This is a genomic window from Paenibacillus hamazuiensis, assembly GCF_023276405.1.
GTDB classification, from domain to species: Bacteria; Bacillota; Bacilli; order Paenibacillales; family NBRC-103111; genus Paenibacillus_AF; species Paenibacillus_AF hamazuiensis.
In genome coordinates this window covers 6,797,804-6,820,803 of the sequence record NZ_JALRMO010000001.1, presented here as the reverse complement: position 1 = coordinate 6,820,803, position 23,000 = coordinate 6,797,804, and the positions used below count along the sequence as shown (strand labels likewise).

General features: G+C 52.0%; 16 protein-coding genes and 1 pseudogene. 14 read left to right on the top strand and 3 right to left on the bottom strand.

What is annotated here, in order from left to right:
• Nucleotides 1-284: 284 nt before the first annotated feature.
• The 3 genes and pseudogenes from MYS68_RS29830 to MYS68_RS29820 all read left to right on the top strand — a co-directional run.
• On the top strand, nt 285-1,154 hold the full coding sequence (locus MYS68_RS29830; protein ID WP_248929287.1) for a hypothetical protein: 870 nt from the start codon (nt 285-287) through the stop codon (nt 1,152-1,154).
• 31 nt (nt 1,155-1,185) lie between these two features.
• On the top strand, nt 1,186-1,818 hold the full coding sequence (locus tag MYS68_RS29825) for a hypothetical protein (protein WP_248929286.1): 633 nt from the start codon (nt 1,186-1,188) through the stop codon (nt 1,816-1,818).
• 136 nt (nt 1,819-1,954) lie between these two features.
• A pseudogene (locus MYS68_RS29820) lies at nt 1,955-2,377 on the top strand (SDR family oxidoreductase); the annotation flags it as partial.
• Between the two features lie 181 nt (nt 2,378-2,558).
• Here MYS68_RS29820 and MYS68_RS29815 read toward each other — a convergent pair.
• Nucleotides 2,559-3,527 (bottom strand): helix-turn-helix transcriptional regulator, encoded by a 969-nt coding sequence (locus tag MYS68_RS29815; protein ID WP_248929285.1) that lies wholly within the window; start codon nt 3,525-3,527, stop codon nt 2,559-2,561.
• Between the two features lie 166 nt (nt 3,528-3,693).
• On the opposite strand from MYS68_RS29815, the gene MYS68_RS29810 reads away from it, so the two are divergent.
• The 5 genes from MYS68_RS29810 (at nt 3,694) to MYS68_RS29790 (ending at nt 6,717) form a co-directional block, all read left to right on the top strand.
• Nucleotides 3,694-4,173 carry a hypothetical protein gene (locus tag MYS68_RS29810; RefSeq protein ID WP_248929284.1) on the top strand — a complete coding sequence of 160 codons (480 nt, stop codon included), beginning with the start codon at nt 3,694-3,696 and terminating at the stop codon, nt 4,171-4,173.
• Between the two features lie 133 nt (nt 4,174-4,306).
• The gene (locus MYS68_RS29805; RefSeq protein ID WP_248929283.1) at nt 4,307-4,783 is read left to right on the top strand and encodes a GyrI-like domain-containing protein; all 477 of its coding nucleotides are present in this window, start codon (nt 4,307-4,309) and stop codon (nt 4,781-4,783) included.
• 453 nt (nt 4,784-5,236) lie between these two features.
• Nucleotides 5,237-5,653 (top strand): hypothetical protein, encoded by a 417-nt coding sequence (locus tag MYS68_RS29800; RefSeq protein ID WP_248929282.1) that lies wholly within the window; start codon nt 5,237-5,239, stop codon nt 5,651-5,653.
• 52 nt (nt 5,654-5,705) lie between these two features.
• The gene (locus tag MYS68_RS29795; RefSeq protein WP_248929281.1) at nt 5,706-6,128 is read left to right on the top strand and encodes a tetratricopeptide repeat protein; all 423 of its coding nucleotides are present in this window, start codon (nt 5,706-5,708) and stop codon (nt 6,126-6,128) included.
• 109 nt (nt 6,129-6,237) lie between these two features.
• On the top strand, nt 6,238-6,717 hold the full coding sequence (locus MYS68_RS29790; RefSeq protein ID WP_248929280.1) for a DinB family protein: 480 nt from the start codon (nt 6,238-6,240) through the stop codon (nt 6,715-6,717).
• Nucleotides 6,718-6,813: 96 nt separating this feature from the next.
• Here MYS68_RS29790 and MYS68_RS29785 read toward each other — a convergent pair whose 3' ends face one another.
• Both MYS68_RS29785 and MYS68_RS29780 read right to left on the bottom strand, forming a co-directional pair.
• A complete protein-coding gene (locus MYS68_RS29785) occupies nt 6,814-6,966 on the bottom strand; it encodes a hypothetical protein (RefSeq protein WP_248929279.1) in 153 nt (50 codons plus the stop codon).
• Nucleotides 6,967-6,991: 25 nt separating this feature from the next.
• Nucleotides 6,992-7,603, bottom strand: a complete 612-nt coding sequence (locus MYS68_RS29780; protein ID WP_248929278.1) for a TetR/AcrR family transcriptional regulator — start codon at nt 7,601-7,603, stop codon at nt 6,992-6,994.
• Nucleotides 7,604-8,185: 582 nt separating this feature from the next.
• Between MYS68_RS29780 and MYS68_RS29775 the strand changes: the two genes are divergently transcribed.
• From MYS68_RS29775 to MYS68_RS29750, 6 genes are all read left to right on the top strand, one after another.
• Nucleotides 8,186-9,154: an SDR family NAD(P)-dependent oxidoreductase gene (locus MYS68_RS29775; RefSeq protein ID WP_248929277.1), complete on the top strand. Its 969-nt coding sequence runs from the start codon at nt 8,186-8,188 to the stop codon at nt 9,152-9,154.
• 523 nt (nt 9,155-9,677) lie between these two features.
• A complete protein-coding gene (locus MYS68_RS29770; RefSeq protein ID WP_248929276.1) occupies nt 9,678-11,912 on the top strand; it encodes a helix-turn-helix domain-containing protein in 2,235 nt (744 codons plus the stop codon).
• Nucleotides 11,913-12,184: 272 nt separating this feature from the next.
• Nucleotides 12,185-13,840: an extracellular solute-binding protein gene (locus tag MYS68_RS29765; RefSeq protein WP_248929275.1), complete on the top strand. Its 1,656-nt coding sequence runs from the start codon at nt 12,185-12,187 to the stop codon at nt 13,838-13,840.
• A gap of 102 nt (nt 13,841-13,942) precedes the next feature.
• Nucleotides 13,943-14,932 (top strand): ABC transporter permease, encoded by a 990-nt coding sequence (locus tag MYS68_RS29760; RefSeq protein ID WP_248929274.1) that lies wholly within the window; start codon nt 13,943-13,945, stop codon nt 14,930-14,932.
• 15 nt (nt 14,933-14,947) lie between these two features.
• A complete protein-coding gene (locus tag MYS68_RS29755; protein ID WP_248929273.1) occupies nt 14,948-15,826 on the top strand; it encodes a carbohydrate ABC transporter permease in 879 nt (292 codons plus the stop codon).
• Nucleotides 15,827-15,959: 133 nt separating this feature from the next.
• On the top strand, nt 15,960-22,796 hold the full coding sequence (locus MYS68_RS29750) for a fibronectin type III domain-containing protein (protein ID WP_248929272.1): 6,837 nt from the start codon (nt 15,960-15,962) through the stop codon (nt 22,794-22,796).
• Nucleotides 22,797-23,000: the final 204 nt, after the last annotated feature.

Below are 23,000 nucleotides of genomic sequence, written 5' to 3'. Positions count from 1 at the left end.
CGGCAGCTCCTTTCGCATTTTCGCCGGTAGGCCCGTTAAGGGGAACCGTATTATAAGTAACGGCGAAAAATTTTGTTGTGGGTGAGAGTGCGATATATGGGGTATTCATCGCTTTCTGAAACCTTGGATTTTGGGATGATTTGTAGTTAATCCTGACTAGAATATCTCTACTATTTTCCATGTTGTGCTATGATGGGAAGAGAATAGGTAATTCGTAATGGATGTAGTTATGGTGCTGCGCAGAAGACATTATGCGTAAGAACTGCATAAGTGAGGGTAGTTCAATGGAAGAAGCGAAATTTAGAACTAGAGAGCTCTTTGATTTAGTTGATATTTCAAAAAGAATATTCCAACCGAATAATTATGACGTAACTACTGTTCGTTCCTTAGTTGCTAAAAGATTGGCTGAAAAGGCAATACTTCACTCAATTAGTTTCACAAGATTATGGCCTGCCTATGGGGAAGATGAATTCTTAGACTCGTCAAGTTTGGCAAGCATTGCACGTAATATCATTGAAATCCACAATGTTTTTCAATACGTATGCGAAAGAGGAATTAGCGAAGAGGAGTTTGATCTAAGATATAATGTAATGGAACTTCATCAATACAATGATTTAATCAGGGTTTTAACGAAATTAGGATTTCCAGATGATGATGAGATAATAGTGGCACATAAACTAAATTCTGGATTCTATTCAAGGAGAAATATAGAGGAAAATTCTATTTTCAAATCGCTTGATTTAAAAAAACAGAAAGCAATACTCCAAACAAAAGAGGCATATTTAAAAGAGAGAATAAAAAATAAAATTAATCCGCTTACTCAGGAAGTTGAATCAGGTATTTATAATTTACTATCAAATAGTCTTCATTCCTTTCCCCTTGGTGTGTCAAATTATAATAGTTACAGCGATATGTATCATTTAAATTCTTTAAATATGATGTTTCTTTCAATGGAGGTAACCATAATTTATTTAGCATCAACCTTGAGTTTATATATAAGACTACGTCCAAAGATTTCAAAACTTCTAACAAAAGATGAAAAAGAGTATATCAAAAAAATGGGGAATAATAGCAATGTAGATTACTGGATTAAGTATAGAATTGACTACGCTGATAAGAGAAGATTCTTTAGCTATAAACAGCTTGAAGATTAGTAAAACAAAATTTATAAAGGTGGTGAAATAGGTGAAAAAGGATCAAGAAGATAAAGGTATAGCCATTTATCATGTTGTCCGTAAAAATGAAGGATTATGGAGCGAAAAACTCGGTATTTCTTTCTTTGAGAATGTTGTTATTTGGGAAACCACCTATACAGCAAAGGAAAGAAAGTATCTATTCCTAGAATTGAAGAAAGAGATCCCGGATCTCGTCGGAATTAGCTTAAGGGATAGAGATGACGAAAGTTACAATACTGTGGATGCTACTCTCATCGACAAATCGCAAACGGTTATACCGGACTTATGCTTCATAAAATGGAGAAGAAGGTATATAGAAAATTACTTGTTTTGTCCGCATGCCATCGCAAGGCTAGCACAAAGGCCAGTAGATGATATAATACAACATTTTCAACAATATCATGGTCTAGCTTTGGGTGATAACTTTACTATGAGTGACGTCCCATCTCCGATCTATGAAGCCAGAGGAAAGGAAATCATCTGCACTAACGAGTATTCAATAGAAAAGATATTTGGGGTAAGTAAACATGAAATAGCCAAGGAAATGAATGCAGAGGAAATATGTGACGATGTAAAGACTTTAATCAATCTGGTAATTGAGAAGTTTGGCATGGAGATTGAAGAGGGTTTGGTAACGACGTGATAGCGTGTTTTTCGAAGTTTGAAATATGGATCCTTGGTAAATATCTTATAGGTTCATAAAACTTCCTTCCATTCGACATGCTCCATCCGCTCTATCGTAGCCCCGCTCATCCAAGCCAAACCAAAGGAGAACGTCCATCACAGGCGTTCTCCTTCTCGTCACGGATGATCTTCCTAACCTGCGATACTGGGGAGCGTTTATGGCCGCCAAATACGGCAGCCGAAACATCAGACGGGGAGGGTCAATCACGTTGACTTCCGGCGTTGCCGGAGTTCGTCCGCAGAAGGGGTTTACTGTCTCAGCCAGCATATGCGGCGCTGTTGAGTCGCTCACCAGGGCGTTGGCCGTCGAGCTGAGCCCGCTTCGCGTCAACGCCGTTTGCTTCGGCCTTATGCGTACCGAGTTGTGGGACGGTATTCCTGAGGAACACCGGAACGCGATGTATGAAAATACTGGGAAATCATTGCCGGTTGGACGTGTCGGCGAACCGGAGGACGGTGCTGAGGCGTTTCTCTACTTAATGCGCGAGAAATATTCCACCGGTCAGATCATTGTCGTAGATGGCGTTCTACTCTGGTTTAAGTTTCTTGTAAGAGTCAACGGTGAACGTAAGCACAACCGGAAGAGGCTTTCCCTCAACAAATATCTCCGCTTTACACTTTTACCATTCACGCTACCCGTTCGCCCATTTCGGGTTATACAATTCGAATTTTGTAAGAGTCAAGAATCTTGGATAAAACTCAAGAAAATTTTAAATTTGCTAAACGTTCTTCCAAAATCATGCGCAGTTCATCGGGAATGCGCTCAAACTCGACCCCTTTCCCCAAAAACAAAAGCCAATCCGCATAATACTCCAGCGCCTCTACATCTGTCACATCCAGCTGAACATTGAAAATGCCGCTCGACTGAAACATCCCGGTTAACGCCAAAATAATGCCCGGCGGGTGCATACGCTTAAAGCGCTGAATCCCGGTCGAATCAAGCTTCACAACAAGATTGGATTCCCGTGCGAAAAGCCGTTTTTTGCTCAAAATCTCTTGCTCCGACCACTTCATCTCCTGCTCGGAAATTACCGAATCCCGCAGCATCTCAACAGGCAAATAACGAAACCTATCCGTATCGAAATCATAAACCTCGACCAGCCATCGAGCATTCGAGTTAAAAATATGCAACACAAAAACGTCCATCAACTGTGGCCAGCCAGGACTCAGCTCATAAGTCACGCGCAAATGCTTATCCCGCACAGCAAGCGAAATCAGCCGGTTCAGTTCCGCGGGCGCCGCATCATCAAGCTCTAAAAGGTTCGGATTCGCAGGGTTTGTATTTTCAAAAAGCAAAATATTATTCAGCTCGATCAGCTCGTCTTGCTGGGTTTGCGACGCGATACCGATGAGTTTTTCAGTGATTGAGCGGCGATTTTGCAGAAAAGGCAGCTGCGAATTTTTCGAGGCGATAAAGCTGATAAAAATCGCCTTCAGTTCTTCTGGAGTGAAGCGGACGGCGGGCAAATACTGATTTTGCAGAACATAGTAGCCGCCACCGCGCCCAAGCTCGGTCGTCAGCGGAAAGCCCATCGCCTGAATCTCATTAATATCTCGGATCGCCGTCGCGCGGGAAATCTTGAACTCCCGCTGTATCTCGGCAATCGTAAAATGCGCGCGGTTATTGATGTAGCGCATGATCAGGTTCACTCGTTCTGTTTTCTTCATGATTTAATTATATCAAAAAATGTAGCAAAAAAACTGTCCGAATACCTCGTGTTGCTCAGCCACCAGTTTAATTTCTATTTGATTTTCAATAAAAAGTATCATTTTTTGATACATTTAGAAAATAGAATGAACCTTGTAAAGAATAAATCATAAAGGAGATAATAAAATGTCTAACTACTCCATCAAAACAATCTCGGAAAACTACAAAATGACTGCTTTGGGTGTTTCATTTGAAGACTACAACGACTGGGCAGGCAATGCAGCTAAAACTGCGGCCAAGAAAGCTGAAATCACCAAAAACGGTAAACTTGCTGAACTTCTCGCGCTCGCTGACGGGCAGGAATATCAAATCAACTACGTTATCGACGGCAAGCCTTGGCGCGGTTTCGGCGTGATGGGTGAATTTGACGTGGATGGCGGGGTTGTCCTCAATTTCCTTGCCGGCGACTACCTTGTCGTGCCTGGCACAGGCGCTGACAAAGACCGCCTTGCCGACGAAATCACAGGCAAAGTTTTCGGCGGCATGTTGCAGGAAATCACAGATTACAAATACGTTGGTCCGGGTAACTCAACATTCGTCAAAGCAGCTGAAAACGGTGAATTCTACGGCGAAATGTGGCTTCGTGTAAAAAAAGTCGAAGGCTAATCTCCTTCAAATTCGACAATGCTGTCGATGTCACAGTCTGCGCGTCAGAAGGCGTTTCATTATCACTTGGGCTGCCTTTATGTTGAGGAGCCTGACCTCTCAGAAGTCAAATCCGGGTAAAAGGAGAGCTCGAATGACGAATTACACACTTGAACACAAAAAGTCGTTCACTTTGACAGCTTATGGTTTTTCGATCCAGTCGAATTTCCAAGACATGCAAGCTTTGCAAAAGGAAAAAGCTGAGTTTTGGGGCAAGCTCAAGGCTGATGGGCGTTTTGATAAGCTCAAAGAAGCTGCTAAAGATGATCGCGAATGGTCAGTCAATGAGGTTTATCAAGGCAAGCCGTGGAATTATTTCGCTGTAGAAGCTGGTAAATCCGTGGCTGACGCAACGCGCATCATAGAGTTTCCAGAGAGCGAGTATCTCGTGGTTGCAGGAAATGGCGACAAGGATACTTTGTTTGATCAGCTAACTTACCGTGCTTTTGGCAATGTCTTGCCCCAAATTTCTGACTATGCTTACATCGGCGGTCCAAATGCGACTTACCGCAAAGATAACGGCGATGGCACATTCTACGGAGAATTTTGGGTGCCTGTGGTTAAAAAATAATAAGAAAAAAACCTAGCGAAACAGGATTGTTTTAACAAAAATAAATTTACAAAATTTCGAGGTGGGGAGGGTCTTCCACCTCGTTTTTCTTTTTGCTGGCTTCATGCAAACCGGAAAATCGCCAAAATGCGAAAAGCGAACAGTATGAGCGCTGCGGCACACGAAATTTCGCCTTATTGATGATATGGTGAACCGTCTCCGATATGAGTGAATCGGGAGTATTGGTCTTTACTGTATCGGATGACACAAATGCGCTGGAATGTGATTGGATTGCCCGATTGAACCGAACTGAACTTGCTCAAGAATTTCAGAATTGGATTGGCAGTTGAAAGTTGGATTTTTCAAGAACGTTTCTTGATCTGCGGCATAGAGGCGAGATATAGAGTTTGTCAAAATAAAGAAAAACCATTATATTGTGTATGTTGGGAATATCGGCACTATGGGGGAGATATTATGTCCGTAATACATGCCTACCTTGCGAAATCGTCCCATCCCTACTCCCATGAGCTTCTTGCTTCTGAGTTAAGCGCCTACTTTGATTTTGAAACAAAGAACGGACTGGAAATTGGAGTATCAGCAAATCCGTTTACGAGAGAGAAATACTTGATTCTCCGTTGGCCGGGTTGGAATTTTTCAGCGCATTTTGAAACGGGCCGTATTGTAGCTGCAGATGCAAATTACATTGCGAGTGCAATCAAGGATTGTCCGCCTGAAATCAAAGATTGTGCCGAACGCATTCGCTTCGTATTCTCACCGGATGAAGGACGGAATGTCACGAATCATATCATTTGGGCGATAGACTATTTGTCGGCGATACCAGGCGCAATCATTTTTGATGAAAATGAAAAAACAATAGTGCGTTGCTGGTAAAGAGGCGAATACCTCCGTCGGCTTCAAATCGAATAGGATGGGAGAGACGAAGGTGCAACTTTCAGATTCCACTCATGCCGAAATTACCGCGCTGTGTAAACAAGGCGATGATTTGGTGAGAGCAGGCAATCTTGAGGAGGGCAAGAGTAAGTACGTGTCGGCCCTCCGATTATTGCCGGAAAATCATCGAGAATGGGAGGCCGCAACGTGGATATATGCGGCTATTGGGGATGTCCATTTTCAAATGAAGAATTATGATAAGGCATTCAAGTGTTTCTTTAATGCTGTACAGTGTCCGGAGGGGTTGGGGAATCCCTACATTCATCTTCGGTTAGGGCAATTGTATTACGAACAGGAAAATCTTGAAAAAGCGGTAGACGAGCTAACCCGGGCTTACATGGGTGCCGGGATTGCGATCTTTATGGAAGATGACCCAAAGTACCTTGAGTTTCTGGAGACAAGAATAGAGATTTGAAGTTCAGAAGCTATTATGAAAACGTTTATATAGAAATAACAGTGCGCCGATTGTTCGCTGCTGGTAAGAGCTTGAAACTAAGAACGGACTGGAAATCGGAGGCTGCGATATGTTGAAACTATTTGAGTATAACTGGCAAGTTCGTAAAGATTGGTTTGACTGGTGCGATACGGTGAGTGAGGAAGAGTTGCTGAAAAGACGTACCGGAGGCGTTGGGAGCATCCTTCACACGCTGTATCACATTGTGGCAGTCGAGTATGGCTGGATATGCGGTGGAATTCAAGAAAAAGAGATTTATATCCCTCCATTCGAGGAAGTGGGCAGCTTACAGAAAATAAAAGATTTTTCCAACAGTTGCTACTTGGAACTCGCTCCATTTGTCTATAATTGGAATGGCAGCTTGGAAAATCGCATTATGATTGATATCACGGATGAAGGGGAACGCGAAGCCCATAAATACGGCGAAGTGATGCGGCATGTGATCGCCCACGAGATCCATCACATCGGTCAATTGGCTATATGGTCAAGAGAAATCGGAAAGAAGCCGGTTACCGCAAACTTGATTGGTAGAGGGTTATTCGATATTTAATATTTGAGACCGCAGAACTACGCGGTATCTGGAGGGGGGCTTTTGCGTGGCGCATGCAAAATCTCCCCTCCGCTGTTTTGGTGGAAGTGGCAAGTTTTAAAAAAACTTCTGATCGGATGGGTCGACCTCAAGCTCGATGCGGGGTCCCTCATATTCGTAACGGAGCCATACGCCGCCGGTGGAACCCCATGCACTGTAGCTGATTGCAGGGACTACGTTGTCATGATTGCCAGGTTTGCGTTTTTGCATAACATTATTTCTTCTCTACCAAGGTTTAGGATGACTTTCCGGTAAGTGTGGAACTGCCGGTAGGCCAAGTGGAGAGCGCTTGCTCAGCAACAGCCTCTAGCGTGTCGCGACTGAAGCCGGCTTTGGCTTGAACAGCCATACCGTGGAGCACCGCCATCACGAATGCAGCTAGCGCAGCACAGTCAGCGGTCTCCGGCAGATCTCCCTCCTGCTTTGCCCGTTCGAAGCGATCACGCAGCGACGCCTCTCCCTCAGCACGCGCATCGATCAGGGCTCGCCGAATAGGTTCGGCATCGTCCGAGCCAGCCAAGGCGCCGTGGACTCCTAGACACCCCCTGCGATCTGGGTAACGAGTATGCAATTCGGCGGCTCTGCGGAGGATGTGTGCGGCCACCTCCCGCGAGGTCGGCAGCTCCAGCGCCGCCGTGAAGAAATCCAGGTAATGCTCATAATAACGCGCCAGCACTCGACGGAACAACGCTTCCTTGTTGCCAAACGCCGAGTAGAGCGCGGGTCGTTCGACACCCGTGGCCTGCGTCAGGTCGGTGTACGATACGCCCTCATAGCCTTTACGCCAAAACACGCAAAGTGCCGCGTCTAGCGCCTGATCCACATCGAATTGGCGGACACGTCCCATCAGCCAGATCACCTCGCATGTATTTGTAACGGTCGATATTAAAAAGGTTCAAGTCCAATTTTTCATACTAAACGTTATCATAACACACGTTACGGATCGCTACCAGTCCATCCGGTAAGGAGCTGCGGCAGCGCACGATCGGCGAAATAGCTGGCTGTCTGGGTTTGTATCTCACATCAGATGCCAGACCCCAGCCCGAGCTGATAGCCAATCTTGCCAGATCGCGACGCATCATCCTGACGTGACGCCACTTGACGCTCCTGCAATTGATCAATTGATAGTGTGCGCCAAAATGTATAGCACAACTTTAACGTAATGATCATTATGATATTGACAGTGCGCGCCAAATCGTATAACATCATTTAACGTAATGATCATTATGATATTTCGCCGACCACCGGGGCGAGGGCGTCCAGCGACGTTCAAAGAGGTTCTTTTCATCTGAAATATTGAAGGGGGTTCTTTTCATGTAGAAATCGTTGAAGGGCAAGGTCGACCTCATTACAGGCGGCTCACGTACGTCAAAGATCCGTCGATGAAGAGCAAAGCTCATCATAAATACGCAACTAAAGGAGAAAATATATGACCAAAAAGTTCAGTGCAAAGTCAACTGCCGATCAGGTGCTTTCCGGCATTGATCTCAAGGGAAAACGATTTCTCATTACAGGTGCATCGTCGGGCATTGGCCTCGAAACCGCCCGCTCATTAGTCTATCACGGCGCCAGCGTCGTCGGCGCGGTCAGGGACCTTGCTAGAGCCGAGGCGGCCACAGCAACGGTTATTGACGCCGCGGCGCAAGGAGGCGGCAGCCTGGGATTGATCGAGCTCGATCTCGCATCTTTGCAAAGCGTTCGTGCCTGTGCGGATAAACTGTTGGCCGACGGCCAGCGGTTCGACGCCATCATCGCCAACGCTGGCGTCATGGCAACTCCGTTCGGTCGGACGGTCGACGGTTTCGAAATCCAGTTCGGGACGAACTATCTTGGTCATTTTGCCTTGATCAATCGGATTGAGCCGCTGCTCACCGATAACGGGCGCTTGGTGGTGCTGTCGTCCCAAGCTCATCGTGTCGCCGATGTTGACCTGGACGATCCGAATTTCGAGCAACAGAAATACGACCCATTTGTCGCCTATGGCCGATCGAAAACGGCCATTTCTCTCTTCGCAGTGGAATTCGATAAGCGGCATCGCAATCGTGGCATCCGAGCTGCCTCGGTAATGCCGGGGAATAGTCTTACCGATCTCGCGCGCCATTTTTCGCAAGAAGACTTACAGGGGCTTTTCGAGAACGTTGGCAAAGCTCGCGCCGAAGCAGGTCTTCCGCCAACGGAGCTCAAAGAAATCGCGCAGGCAGCTGCAACGTCGGTCTGGGCCGCAGTCGTCGCTGACAAAGATGAAATAGGCGGACGCTATCTCGAAGATTGCGCGGTCGCGTCGATCGATGACACGCCCAACCCGTTTGCCGACGGCGTTAGGTCATATGCGCTCGACGCTAACAAAGCCGAGAGGCTTTGGGTGAAAAGCGAGGAATTGATAAGCGCTGCTTTGTGAGGCAGTTGCACACGGTAAGTTGATCGCCCTGATTTACTGAATTCGCTAACGATCCATTCTCACCCTAAGCGATATGGCGGCCACAGGGCCGCCATTAGTTTTAGCCGATAGACTCGTTAAGCTGAGCCGTTCCATAAGTAGGGTCGTAGGGCGGCGTTGAATATTGTACAGCCTTAAAACTCTTCCAAAACCTTCGATTTGTCGCCATAAACCTTATCCAGGTGATCCTCACCTTTCAGGGCATCTATCCAGGGCACTTCCATGTTCCTATGGCACCCGTATCATCCTATTGAACTTGAAAGTGCGTACTTCCGGGTTACTTTAGCACTGTTTATAATAGCATCAGCCGTTGATCAGGGCTAACAAGTTAGCTCCAGCTTCATCATCAGCATGTCTTGTGAATTGGTTTGGCGGGCTTTCTTTACAGTCAGAGATGCCACGTGATATCATTCGTGCCATAGGGAATCAGCCGTTGGCATTTCTCCCTTGTTCTGGTTATCCCCAAGTCCTGAAGGAGGACAACATGAAGAAGGTTTGGTTTTATCGTCTGCTGTTCTCATATTTTCCCATTTTCTTCAGCCTTACCTCAATTCTCATTCTCGTTACCTTCCTGCTGCTGAGCCAGATGTCCCAACGGGAAACGGCGAACAGCAATCAGCAGCTTGTGCGGCATCTCATGCAATTAATCGACTATTCACTCAAGGAAATGGACAGCGCTCTCATCAAAGAGTTGGAATCCGATGAAAAGCTGAGCGGGTTCTTTCAGGGCCAAGGGGCCATTTCTTATTTTGACAATTACGAAATATCGAAGCGGATTCATCAGATGGAAGGAATCGATAACCTGATCGACTCCATCTACTTGTATCGGTTCACGGATCGCATGGTGCTCAGCCCCAATACATTCATCCCGCTGGAACAGTTTGGAGACCGGGAGTTTGCGTCCAGTCGGGAGGAGCGGGGAATGCTCTATGAGCTGTCCGGCCCACGCACCTACATGGAGTTTCAGGGTCAGGAACGGTTTCCGGTCTCCGTCGTGTCCATGGTACGCAAATACCCGCTGCTGCAAGGGGGTCAGGGCTTGATCGTTGTCAACATCAGCCTGGCCAAGATAGGCAAGCGGCTTGCGGAGCTGACAGGCCCCGGCAGCTTCATCGAAATACGCGATGCTAACGGCAATGTCATAGCAGGTCCGGCGGACGGCGACGGACAGCTGCCCGGCACGAAGCTGTCCAGGCTCAGCTCCGACTACACCGGCTGGTCTTATACGGGCGGTGTACATGACGATAATATGATGCGATATGTATCGATATTTTCGTACGTATGGATCGCGGCGGGTCTGGTCGTGGTTATCGTAGGTACGGTTTGGATGACGTATGTCACCCGGCGGAACTATAGGCCGCTGGAATCGATTATAGACCGTATTCAGCTCTACTCCGTAAACCGCAGCTCCAAGTTATCGCGAAAAGGGCAAGACGAGTTCAAATTTATCGAACAAGCACTGGACAGCTTGATCGATCAGTCCAATACGTATCAGAAAATGCACGAAGAGGACTCTGTCTACCGAAGCCGGCATTTTTTCCTGGAGCTGCTGCAGGGGGGCCGGCCCATCGGCCGCGAAGAATGGGACAGGGAAACGGAACGTCTCGGTCTGCCGGGAGAGTTTCGCTCACTGGTTGTTGCGACGTATGAAATCGACAAATATGCGTCGGTGCAGTCCGATTATTCTCAGCGGGATCTGTATTTGCTGAAATTCGTGCTAAACAGCGTCATTAAGGAGCTAGCGGAGACTCATCGGGTGACGGTATGGACGGAATGGACAGCTCAGCAGCAGGTGACTGCTTTGTATACTTGCTTCCGCGAAGGAGAGGAAGCGGAGGAAATGGTACGGCAGGTTGCGAACGAAGTAAAAGACTGGGTGAAAGCCAATTTGGAATTTACGGTAACGGCCGGCCTCGGCGCTGCTGTGGACGATACGCTGCATGTAACCGAATCCTATTCGCAGTCGCTGCAGGCGCTGGGTTTCAAGGCGAGCCTTGGTTTGAGCCGAGTCATTTCTTACCGCGATGCGCATTCCAATGAGGGCGAAACCTACCGCTACCTCCACCTGATCCGCAACTTCGCCCGAGCCTTCCGTACGGGAGACGACGAATGGAGGGACATGGTTCAGTCTGTGTTTCGCGAGGTGCGGACTCAGCGGCTGCCCCGTGAGGAGCTTGTGCAGGTGCTGAATGCCTTCATCGATCATTTGTACCGGGAGATGATCGAGCTTCCGGAGGACGCTCAGGGGATATGGAGGAACGAGACGGTCGGGAAGCTGGGTGAATTGCGCGATACATTCGACTGGAGCGGGGAAATGGAGGGGAGGTTCACCGCCATCCTCGAAGACCTCAGCGGCAAGCTGCGGGAGCAGCAGGAGAACCGCAGTCATTATAAGCTGATCCAGGAAGTTAAAAGCTACATTGACCGTGAATACGCCGATCCCAACCTCTCCCTGAATCAGCTTTGCGATAAATTCGGCCTCAACGGCAAATATGTAAGCCGGCTGTTCAAGGAAACCTTCGGTGAGAAGCTGGTCGATTATCTGGTGGGCGTCCGAATTGCTCAAAGCCGCAGGCTCCTCGAAGAAACGTCCCTGTCGCTCAAGCAAATCGCAGCGGAGGTCGGCTACCTCCATGATATTTCCTATATCCGCGCCTTTAAAAAGGTCATGGGGACCACGCCGGGCGATTACCGCAAAAACTATGAGAAAAACGTCTAACGAAGTCCTTTCAAAGAGGTGCGACCGCGATTAGCGGAAGTTTTATCACCAATAGAATTGTCACTTCCGATGATCTCGGAATCTTATAAAAGCCCGTCATGACGGGCTTTTTGCTATTCGGTTAATCGTTGGAATTTGGTTCATTCCGCGCTTTTGGATAATCGGTTAGCCCTACGAATCATATCCATTGCTGAAAAACACAGCCATGAGGTATTCTGCAATCAGGAAAACGAGCCATATGGAAAACACGTCAGCGAGGGGAGCATGATTCAATGATCAAGAGACAAAGACAGTTCATTAAAGCGGGTATGACCGTCATGGCGCTGACCGCCGTCGTCGTCGCAGGGTGCAGCGCAGGGCAGACGCCGGGCTCTTCCCCCAAGGAGGGAGAGAAGGGCTCCGCCCCCGATAAACGGGGTAGCATTACGGTCTCGATGTATGAACGCAACAATATTCCGCCGGAGGAGGGCAACTGGGACAAAAACCGCTGGACGGAATGGGTGAATAAAAACGGCCCCGTCGATGTGAAATATGTAACGGTGCCGCGCTGGGAGTCGCTGCAGAAGTTCAATGCGCTGTTCGCGACAGGCAGCGCGCCTGACCTGATCCTGGAGTACGATACGGGCTACCGGAATCAATGGTACTCCCAGAGGCTGCTCATGCCGCTGGATGAGGTGATCGACAAGTACAGCACCACGTACAAGGACCTGATGAAGCAATTCCCGCAGCTGAAGAAGCTCGGCACCAAGGATGACGGTAAGCTGTATGAAATCGGCAAGGTCACCCCGCTGATGGCGGGGCATCGGATCTACATCCGCGAGGACTGGCTGCAGAAGTTGAATCTCAAGATGCCGCAAACGTCGGAAGAGTTTCTGCAGGTGGCGAAAGCGTTCGCCGCCCAGGATCCGGACGGCAACGGCAAGGCCGATACGTTCGGCTTGAATCTTAGCGGCAATGGCATGTCGATCATTCAGCATATGTTCGGCTTTGGCGAGGTGCAGTGGCGATTCGAGGGCGATACCTTTCTTCATGAATGGGACCGGCTGAAGGCGGCGACCGCCTTCCAAAAGCAGCTGTTCGACGCAGGTATCGTGGATAAGGACTTTCTCACGGACAAAAATGGTGAGAAGGCCAAGCAGGATTTCTTATCCGGCAAGCTAGGCATGTACTTGCATCAGGAGATCGCGGACAAGGATTACGATGCGCTGAAGAAAAACGATCCCGCCGCGAAATTGGCGATCCTCCCTTTGCCCAAATCCCGGTTTGGCCAGTTCAGCCCGGTCATCGGCAGCCCGATTCAAATGGTCGGTGCAATCAATGCCGGAGCGAAGGATCCCAAGGCGGTCATGCAATATATTGATTTCATGATCAAACCGGAGACGGCACGCACGCTGGAGAGCGGTGAGGAAGGCATTCATTGGAGCAAGGACGAGGCGGGATGCCCCAAACCGCTGGATGCGGAGAAAAACAAGAAGGAAATCTCCTACACTTCCGATCTGCGGATGATGTCCTCCGTGCTTCTGCTGGGCAAGTGCTCGTTCGCGGAACAGCGTCCGCAGGATACGGAGACGCAGAAGACGCTGCGCGAGCTCGCGATTCAGGCGAATCAGGCCTATGTGAGCAAGGAGCGCCCGATCCCGACACTCAAGCCGGAATATCTCCCTGTCCTGCCGCAGGATCTGGCATTGATCGTGAAAAACACAGAGCAGCAGATGAAGGACATGTGGATGAAGGCGGTCGTGAGCGGCGGCAGCTATACCCCGGATCAGGCCGAGAAGGATGCCAAGAGCGTCTGGGAGAAGTCGGGCGGTCTGCGAGTCGACGAATTTTACGCCAAGTGGTACGAAACGAACAAGTCCAGCGCCTTCCTGCTGAAGGATCTGTATCAGTTTGGCGAGGATGCCGTGAAACTGTACGCCAATAAATAGGGAGGGGAACGGGTCCGGTCGGCTGCCGAACGGGCCCGGTTTCGTCCTCGGCCTAGATACAAAGCTATTAAAGGATAGGGAGCCATACGAGGAGGAGCTGTCATGAAAACAAAGGAAAGGGCTATAGAAGGCGGTGGCATGAGCCTCGCCGGCCCGCAGGCCAATGCTGCGGCTGTGGCCGGAGCATTGCGGGCACGAAGCCGCAGCAGGTTCCGGCGCAATGTGCCGCTGCTGATGATGTTTGCACCGGTCATCGTATTCTTCATCGTATTCCGCTATGTGCCTATGCTGGGCAACATCATCGCCTTCAAGCATTACAATCTGATGCAAGGCATCTGGGGAAGCCCTTGGGCGGGACTGGATTATTACCGGATGATGTTTTCCAATCCGCAGTCCATCGCCATCATCCGTAATACATTCATCCTAAGTCTGCTTAAAATCGTCATCGGCTTCCCATTCCCGATTCTGATTGCGGTCATGCTGAACGAGGTGCGTAAGGCATGGTTCAAGCGCTCTGTGCAGACGCTGCTGTATTTGCCTCACTTCTTCTCCTGGGTCATCGTCGGGGGAATCGCCGTCATGCTGTTCGGATCCCAGGCGGGCGCCGTGAATGCGGTTATCAGGTACTTCGGCGGCGAACCGGTCAATTTCCTGTACCAGACCGGTTCCTGGCTGGCGATCTTCTTCGGCTCCGGCATCTGGAAGGAAGCCGGGTTTTCGGCCATCATCTACCTGGCGGCAATAAGCTCAATCGACCCTTCGCTGTATGAGGCGGCGAGTATCGATGGGGCGAGCAAGTTCAAGCAGATCGGGTACGTAACGCTGCCGGGGATTATGCCTGTAATGACCCTGATGCTCATCATTTCTATGGGCAATGTCATGGAGGTCGGCTTCGATCAGGTATACAACCTGCAGAATGCGGTTGTCTCCGATGTGTCCAGCGTCATCAGCACTTACATTTATACCGTCGGGATTCAAGGCGGGCTGTACAGTATGACGACAGCAATGGGACTTTTCGAGGCCGTCATCGGTCTCGTCCTGGTGGTGGGGGCCAATCGTCTGGCCAAGCTATTCGACCAAGCGTTGTGGTAAGAGGGGAGGACGGTCATGAGACTTTCGCGCAGTGAAAAATGGTTTTATGTGATCAATAACACTTTGTTGTTTATAGCCGGGATGAGCTGTCTGATTCCTCTTCTGAATCTGGCAGCGATCTCTCTGAGCGAATACGAGGCCGTTGCAGCAGGCCGCGTCGGCATTTGGCCTGTAGGCTTCTCGCTGGAATCCTACAAGATGCTGATCGACGGCACGCCGATTATGCGCACGTTCCGCAACAGTCTGGTCATTACCGGCTTCGGGGTCCTGTTCAGCATGCTGTTTACCGTTTTGGCGGCCTATCCGTTGTCCAAGGGTTATTTCTACGCCCGGCGGTTTTTTACATTGGGGATCGTTTTCACGATGCTGTTCGGGATCCAGGCGATTCCTGCCTTTCTTGTCAACCGGGCGCTCGGAATCGTAGACACGTACTGGGCGCTGTGGCTGCCGGGGCTGGTCAGCGCTTATAACATGCTCGTGCTCAAGTCCTTTTTTGAACAAATTCCCGAAGAAATGAATGAGGCCGCCCAGATTGACGGCAGCAGCGAGTGGCGGCTGCTCTGGCAGATTGTGCTGCCGTTGTCGCTGCCGGTTCTTGCGACGCTGACGCTTTTCTACGGTGTCGGCTACTGGAATTCCTTCCAGAGCGTGTTGATCAACATCCATGATTCATCCAAGTTCAATCTCGCCGTACTGGTGCAGAATATGGTAGCGAACCAGTCGCTGCTGCAGAGCCTGAACAATGTGCAGCCGCAGGAGGCCGATCAGATGCTGACGCCGGAGTCGATCCGATCGGCAGGGATTATGGTGATGCTGGTCCCGCTGCTGGTGGTGTATCCGTTTCTTCAAAAGTACTTTGTGAAAGGCGTACTGATCGGAGCTGTCAAGGGATAAGAAGCGTCTCATGGTTCCCGCTGCTTCCTGCCGGTGTCGGCAGAAAGGAGGTGATGCGGCTTGGCTTCCAGGCGAGGCCGCTAATGACTGGGCTGGATTCATTGAAAAAGTCGATGAAAGGAGAGAGGAAAGAATGTGGAAATCCATGCATCGCATAACGGCAAAGTGGCTGGCAGGGATGCTGATTGCCGGCCTGCTGCCGCTTCAGTCGATCCCGGCTCTGGGTGCAGGTACGCAGGCACCGGGGATTCCGACTAACGTAGAGTCCGTCTGGCGCACTGATACCTCTGTGCAGCTGACTTGGTCACCCCCGTCTGACCCTTCGGGCGTGACCGGCTATGACGTATACCGGGACGGCGTGCTGCTGGGGAGCGCAAGCGGCGCCCCGCTGTACAAAGCAGAGGGCTTAATTCCCGGAACGAATTATGCGTTCACCGTGAGAGCGAAGGATGCGGCAGGGAATAGCTCTGCCGACAGCACCCCGCTCGTTGTCAATCTCGAGGAGCTGGACCGTGCGTTGTGGACGGTTAGCGCTTCGCATAACAACGGAGGAGGAGCGCCCCGCCAGGCGGTCGACCCGCTATCCTCCACGCGCTGGAGCAGCGGCACGGCTCAGGTGCCGGGCATGTGGTTTCAGGTCGATACCGGACCGGGGCTAAAATCCTACCATAAGCTGGTACTGGATTCGACGAACTTCAGCGGAGACTATCCCCGGGGATACTCGTTGAGCGTATCCGACGACGGTCTGACCTGGAGCAACCCGATTGCATCCGGTAACGGCAGTGCATTGACGCAAGTTGAGTTTCCGGAGCAGACGGCCCGTTACCTGCGGATCACGTTGACCAAAAGCGTCGGAAGCTACTGGTCGATTCAGAATTTGAAGCTGTTCGGTTCACAAACGGAAGATTTGGAAGCGCCTACAATCCCAGCTGCTCTAACAGCGAACTCGGTTACGGACACGGAAGCTTCGCTGTCGTGGAGCCCAAGCACCGACAATGTGGCAGTACTCGGCTACGAAGTTTATTCCGGAACGGCATATGCCGGTTTCACGCGGCAGCCCGCTTTGACATTGAAGGGGCTGGTTCCTCATACAGCCTATACTTATCAAGTTCTGGCGGTGGATATGGCCGGGAACCGGTCGGAGGCCAGCCCGCCGCTAAGCCTTACAACGCAAGCCTTGCTGGAGCGGGCCTTATGGAAGCTCAGTGCTTCACATGGCGGAAGCAGTACAGCGTTAGCTATGGACGGCAACTCTTCCACCCGATGGACGAGCGGAGCAGCCCAGTCGCCAGGCATGTGGCTGCAGCTAGATACGGGAGCGGGAGGTAAGTCGTATAACAAACTGGTGCTCGACGCCACCGGGTCAAACGGGGATTATCCGCGCGAATTTCAGCTGTCCGTATCCGAGGACGGTGTGAACTGGAGCGCTCCTGTCGGGACATTTACCGGAAATTCCGCTATCGTCAGCGCGATATTTCCGGCCCAGACGTCCCGATTCCTCCGTCTTACTCTGACGAAAGCGAGCGGAATTTATTGGTCGATTCATGAGCTGAATCTGTACGGGCTGCCCGACCCTGATTATAATCCGCCGACAACGCCGGGTAATTTGACGGCAAGGAAGTTGATGGATACCCAATTTGACGCTGTCTGGGACGCTTCCACCGACGATATAGGGGTGGCGGGATATAACCTGTACCTGAACTCCGTCAAGGTTGCATCCACTCCGGCGGCGGTGCGAACCTATCGCTTCGCGGGACTGACTCCGAATTCGTCGTATTCGCTGGAAGTCAAAGCCCGCGATCTGTACGGCAATGAATCCGCTCCTGCCGCTCTGTCCGTTACAACACTGCCGGTGATGGAGCTCCCGCTGATCGCGAAGTACGAGATGGAGCCCCAGGCCTCCGCTCCCGCTGCAATTTGGGATACGCATAATCCGGCCCAGCCCGAGAACGCCGGCTTGCTGAAGGCTCCTGCCGCATATGCTCCGGGACGCCCGGGAGCAGGCCAGGCGCTTGTCCTTAGCGGGAGCGACCAGGCGACGATTACGAAGCCCGGCCGGTTGAACCGGGTTTCCTCGGCCTTCACGATCTCTGCCTGGATCAAGCCGGACGATCTGAACGGATACCAGCCGATCGCATCCAAGCGGGATGCGAATTGGAAAGGAACGACCTTCTACCTCGGCCTTCAGGGCAACAAACTGTACTTTGGCTCCGACTACGGGGAGAAATGGTACAATTGGTCGTTCGCGTCCCCCGAGCTGACCGCCGGTCAATGGTCGCACGTTGCGGCCATCTTTGAGAAGTACGAAGGGGTCTGGCTTTACGTCAACGGCAAGCTGGTCGGTCAGGCGCCGGCAAGCAGCGTATTTACCGATCTGCTGCCCAATGATCTGCCGATACTGCTCGGGACCGAGTGGCATTACGACAGCACCACCCGTTCGATGGTGAAATACGGCTTCCGGGGGGCGATCGACTCGCTTCGAATGTATGCCGCTCCGCTGTCCCAGCCCCAGGTTCAGGCGGATATGAACAATACGATTATCACACGATCAGCTGAGGACAGCGACTTCACTGCCCCGACCAAGTACGTTACGCTGCGGCTGGTCCGTTTCGATACCCCGACCGGATTGTTTACCAAGGGAAATGCCAAGATTCATCAGAATGCGATGCGTAAGGATGGGCCTGACGCGGTGGATTGGCCACAGATGGATCTGGCTCTGCCTCAGGATAACCATGGTTCCTCCGTCCGTACGGTACGGCCATTCGCCGACGGAGCGGAGTACAAGACGGAGATCCTGCTGCAGCAGCAGCCCGCGAACATGCCCATTGTACAGCAGTCCTATGATAATGTGCTATCACCGGGAAATCATTGGTTCCGGGGAGTTGCATGGCGATGGGGACAGACCAACGTATATACCACGGATCAGTCGGCCCGTTCATGGACCTGGGACTATGAGCTATGGACCTTCCCGGTTAAAATCGCCGGGGACGTTCCGGGAACTGTAAAATCCGTCGTACTGAAAAATGACGGCAAAGAAATCTACAATAGCGGGACGCAAATCCTTAACTCCTTAACCCTGCTGCTGCCGCAAAATGAAGCGGGAAAGCCTTACGAGTTATGGGTGGACGGCCGGGGACCGGTGGCATTCGACGTCGGGCTGGCACCGGTGATTCCAGGTCATCCGAAGGATGTGCCGCTGAAGCTGAACAAGACGGTACCGGGTACGGGGCCGAACATTACGGTAACCGGTTTGGAAGCACCTGAAGCGTTTCCGCATCAGAACGCGTGGGATGCCGATGTGCAAGCGCTGGCTGCGGCAAAGCCGTCATCGCCGAAGTATGAGCAGGAGACCGGCTCCATTGCCCGGCATCTCGGGACGGAGGTGCCCCGTTCTCCGGAGACGATCAACTTCGTGTATTTGCCCCATGGGATGAGCTCCGGAGGATTCTATCATTCGGAGCACCGGGACATTGCCCAGGCGTATCAGGATCTGGGTACGGTCGACGACTATGCGGCCTATGTCGGCGGCACCGGCTATGATCGTGTCTTTGAATTCGGTACATTTTCCGAAGCGTCCAGCGCCAAGAGCCACGAGAATATGGCACAGGCGCTTGCGCGCCGTGGCGTTCAGCTTGGGCTCGTCCCGCGCACGGACTGGGATGTGGTGGACGCCGCCAGCCAGAACCTGCCGTTCTACAGTTCCTACATCGCGGATTTTCACGCTCCGCTGTATCGGGAGCTGCAGTTGGGTTTACAGCGGCTGAGCCGCTACCCGAATTTGGCGGGGATCAGCCTGGGGGCGGATAATGCGGCTTACGCCCAATATTGGGACTGGGCTCCGCCTAATCCGAACCGGCCTTGGGGGCGGGCGTTCGCGCCGTTTCAATCCGCTGCGGGCGAGCCGATGACGACGCCGATTGCCCCGAGTTTGCAGGGGCAGTACACGCTTAAGTCCCATGAGTATTGGGCCAGCGGCAGCAAACCGTTTTTGGATTATATCGCACGGTACAACGATACGTTCAAGGGGTACGGCTATTTTGCTCAAGCTGCCGCCGAGGTGAAGCCGTCCTATATAACGACGACGGGTTCCTACGGAAGTTCTCCGGGGGTAGGCGGACGCGGGGGCTGGCTGTGGGCCACCATTCCCGGCAAAGAAATGCATGAACCATTGCCGGTACAGAGCGCTTACGACTGGAACGAGCTTAGCTCCTCCAAGCCGCTTCATCTGGTTTCGCTGGTCGACAAGCTGCGCAGCTATGCGCCGAATAAAACGACATGGGCGCTGCAGGATGATTTCTCCCTGTTCTACGGCAAAGCCGACCGGGAGAAAACGTATGCGATGACGCTAACGCGCGGCGTACAGGCAATCGGCACCAACGTGCTGCCCAATGACCGCGGTTCGCTGGCCCGTCCGCAGATGATTGCGGAGCAGAAGGAGCTCTATGACTGGATTCACAAGTACGGCGGGGTATATGCCATAACGGAGCCTACGCCGTCGATCGGCATTATGTATGTGAACGACCAGGCGCTGCTGCGGGGTGTCGTTGGGGGCGAAAATCCGACCGAAGCGCAATTGCTGCAAGGCTCACATGAAGGCAAGGTCACGGAAGCCTTATTCTTGACACATGCGGCCGGCTGGCCTTCCAAAATCATTACACCGGAAGAGTTAAAACGCGGGCTTCCATCGTCGATCAAGGCGATTCTGCTTGTTGGGTTGAATGAATTCGATGCAAGCTGGCGATGGTACGACGGTCTCGCTTCGCAGCTGCAGAGCTTTGTCGATCAAGGCGGTTTGATTCTGAAGGACGAAGAGTCCGTCTCCCCGGTAAGCGCCATCGGAACGGGCATGCAGGTTGCGTCCTACGTGATTCAGAGCAACACGGACCAGACGAACCTGCTCTTGAGCCGTAACGAGGCGAATATAGCCAAACTTCGGACGGCGATGGCAGCTGTGTCAAGACCGGCGGCATCCTCAGGCAGCACTACCGCCTGGGCCGTTCCTTCCCGGGCGGGCGATACGGAATATATTACCGTTCTGAACGAGCAGCATAACCCTGCTGCCGGAGAAAGCCAACATCTGATTGGCCAGACGGCCACACTGCAGTGGAACACGTCGCGGCCGATCTACGATATTCGGGCAGGGCGGAAGCTCACTTCCACTGAGGCGGCACAGGTCGACCTTCAATCGCACGGATTCCAGTGGTATGCATTGCCTCCCGCCGAAGTGACTGCGCCGGAGATCACGGTTACCCCGTCGAGTTCCGGGTATTACGAGGCTTTCACGGCGATCCGCAATCCCGAGGCCATGGCAGGCATCCCGATGGAGGTGACGGTGACGAACGCGTCAAGCGGCGATACCGCTACAGTATACACGGCGTCCGGCTTGACCGCCAAGCTGCCGCTTCATGTCACCGATGTCCCCGGCATCTATCATGTGAAGGCAAGGGAACTGCTGAGCGGCCTGGAGACGACGGTGCAAGTAACCATACAGCCTGCGGTTTCCGAGCCGGAAACGTCCGTTAAGATGGACCGGGCGGCAGCTATTCGCGCTTTCGGTTCCCGGACGGATGTTCCGCTGACGATCGCGCTGACGAAGGCGCAGCAGGCCGATCCGGCCTGGTTGGCGCAAGCTGACCGGCTTGTGCAGCATTATACGCGGCAGGGCAGAAGGGTATCGCTCGGCTTGGCTGAGCCGGGAGGTGTCGTGAAGAGCCTGCAAACCTATCAATCGATCAACAAATATCCACAGTGGAGCACGATCGATTCCGATCTTGTGCTGCTGGGCACATCATCCACCAATGTGCTGCTGCTGGACCAGGCCCGAGGTTATCTGCTGCCGGAGCAGGGAACCGGGCTTCAGCCGGGACACGCGGCGGTTAGCCTGGCAAATTCACCTTTTGTCGGGGAGTTTCAGGCGTTAAATGTCATAGCGAGCGATATTGCGGGTCTAATCGCAGCTGTAGATGAACTGGTTCAGCTGGCGCCGCCGGCACCCGGGGCAGTTCAATTGCTCAGCGTGACACGGATTACGGCCTCGTCAGCAGCCTTGTCTTGGGCGTCCGATCCGTTAGCTTCCGGTTATCGGGTAGAACGGCGCAGCGGGGGAAGCGCCGCCTGGGGGATTATGGCTGACTCGGTAACAGGTACGACTTATCACGACGAAGGGCTCAGCCCCGGTGTGTTCTACACGTACCGGATCACAGCTTTCAACGGAGCCGGCGACGGACCTGCTGGCGACCCGGTCTATATTTTCACTCAAGGCGCGTCTGCCACAGAGACCACTCCTCCGGCAGCACCCGCCAATCTGACTGTTCTTGGCAGGACGGCTTCCTCAGTCCGGCTTGGCTGGAGCGAGCCGGTAGGGCATACGGCTATCGCGGGCTACGCGGTATACAAGGGATCCGAGAAAGTGAACAGCCAGACGGTGACGGGGACGACCTACACGGTATCCGGCTTAGCCCCGGCTACGTCCTATACGTTTACGGTCAAGGCTCAAACGGCAACAGGGCTCGAATCGCGGGATTCTCTGCCTGTCACCGTTGCGACCTACGCTTCGCCGGGAGGAGTCTATAAGCTGGACCGGACCGGCTGGACGGCAACGGCATCCCATCAGCCGGCTAAGGCTGCGAGTGCACTGGACGGGAATCTTGCTACCCGGTGGGATACGGGGGTACATCAGGTAAACGGGCAGTGGTTTCAGGTGGATATGGGTGCCCAGAACATCTTCAACGGCCTCGAATTGGATGCTGCCGGAAGTGCTTACGACTATCCGAGAGGCTACGAAGTCTATGTATCCTCGGATGGGGTGAACTGGGGGACGGCCGTTGCAACAGGCGCCGGCGCGCAAAAGCTAACGATCCGTTTCCCGGAAGCGAAGACGGCACGCTATGTCAAGATTGTACAGACAGGAAGCGTAGGTAATTTTTGGTCCATTCATGAGTTGAATGTGCTGGAGTATCCGCCGGACTAAGCAAACCAGAGGGTGGAACGGAAACGGTTGGCGACTGGAACTTTAGATACCGGGATTCGGGAGCTGTATCATCTGGAGAACGACATTAAAGGGGAGCATGCCGCGGCATGCTCCTTTCGCATTTTTCACCGATGGACCCGTTAAGCTGAACCGTATCACAAGTAATGGTAAAGGAAAAATGGGAGTGGTTTTGATTGAGCATGA

What these genes read in the sequence shown, in the direction of transcription:
- MYS68_RS29780 (WP_248929278.1), bottom strand. Translation starts at nt 7,603, where the DNA reads ATGGGACGTGTCCGCCAATTCGATGTGGATCAGGCGCTAGACGCGGCA.
- MYS68_RS29760 (WP_248929274.1), top strand. Translation starts at nt 13,943, where the DNA reads ATGAAAACAAAGGAAAGGGCTATAGAAGGCGGTGGCATGAGCCTCGCC.
- MYS68_RS29765 (WP_248929275.1), top strand. Translation starts at nt 12,185, where the DNA reads ATGATCAAGAGACAAAGACAGTTCATTAAAGCGGGTATGACCGTCATG.
- MYS68_RS29770 (WP_248929276.1), top strand. Translation starts at nt 9,678, where the DNA reads ATGAAGAAGGTTTGGTTTTATCGTCTGCTGTTCTCATATTTTCCCATT.
- MYS68_RS29750 (WP_248929272.1), top strand. Translation starts at nt 15,960, where the DNA reads ATGTGGAAATCCATGCATCGCATAACGGCAAAGTGGCTGGCAGGGATG.
- MYS68_RS29805 (WP_248929283.1), top strand. Translation starts at nt 4,307, where the DNA reads ATGACGAATTACACACTTGAACACAAAAAGTCGTTCACTTTGACAGCT.
- MYS68_RS29775 (WP_248929277.1), top strand. Translation starts at nt 8,186, where the DNA reads ATGACCAAAAAGTTCAGTGCAAAGTCAACTGCCGATCAGGTGCTTTCC.
- MYS68_RS29790 (WP_248929280.1), top strand. Translation starts at nt 6,238, where the DNA reads ATGTTGAAACTATTTGAGTATAACTGGCAAGTTCGTAAAGATTGGTTT.
- MYS68_RS29800 (WP_248929282.1), top strand. Translation starts at nt 5,237, where the DNA reads ATGTCCGTAATACATGCCTACCTTGCGAAATCGTCCCATCCCTACTCC.
- MYS68_RS29785 (WP_248929279.1), bottom strand. Translation starts at nt 6,966, where the DNA reads ATGCAAAAACGCAAACCTGGCAATCATGACAACGTAGTCCCTGCAATC.
- MYS68_RS29815 (WP_248929285.1), bottom strand. Translation starts at nt 3,527, where the DNA reads ATGAAGAAAACAGAACGAGTGAACCTGATCATGCGCTACATCAATAAC.
- MYS68_RS29755 (WP_248929273.1), top strand. Translation starts at nt 14,948, where the DNA reads ATGAGACTTTCGCGCAGTGAAAAATGGTTTTATGTGATCAATAACACT.
- MYS68_RS29830 (WP_248929287.1), top strand. Translation starts at nt 285, where the DNA reads ATGGAAGAAGCGAAATTTAGAACTAGAGAGCTCTTTGATTTAGTTGAT.
- MYS68_RS29810 (WP_248929284.1), top strand. Translation starts at nt 3,694, where the DNA reads ATGTCTAACTACTCCATCAAAACAATCTCGGAAAACTACAAAATGACT.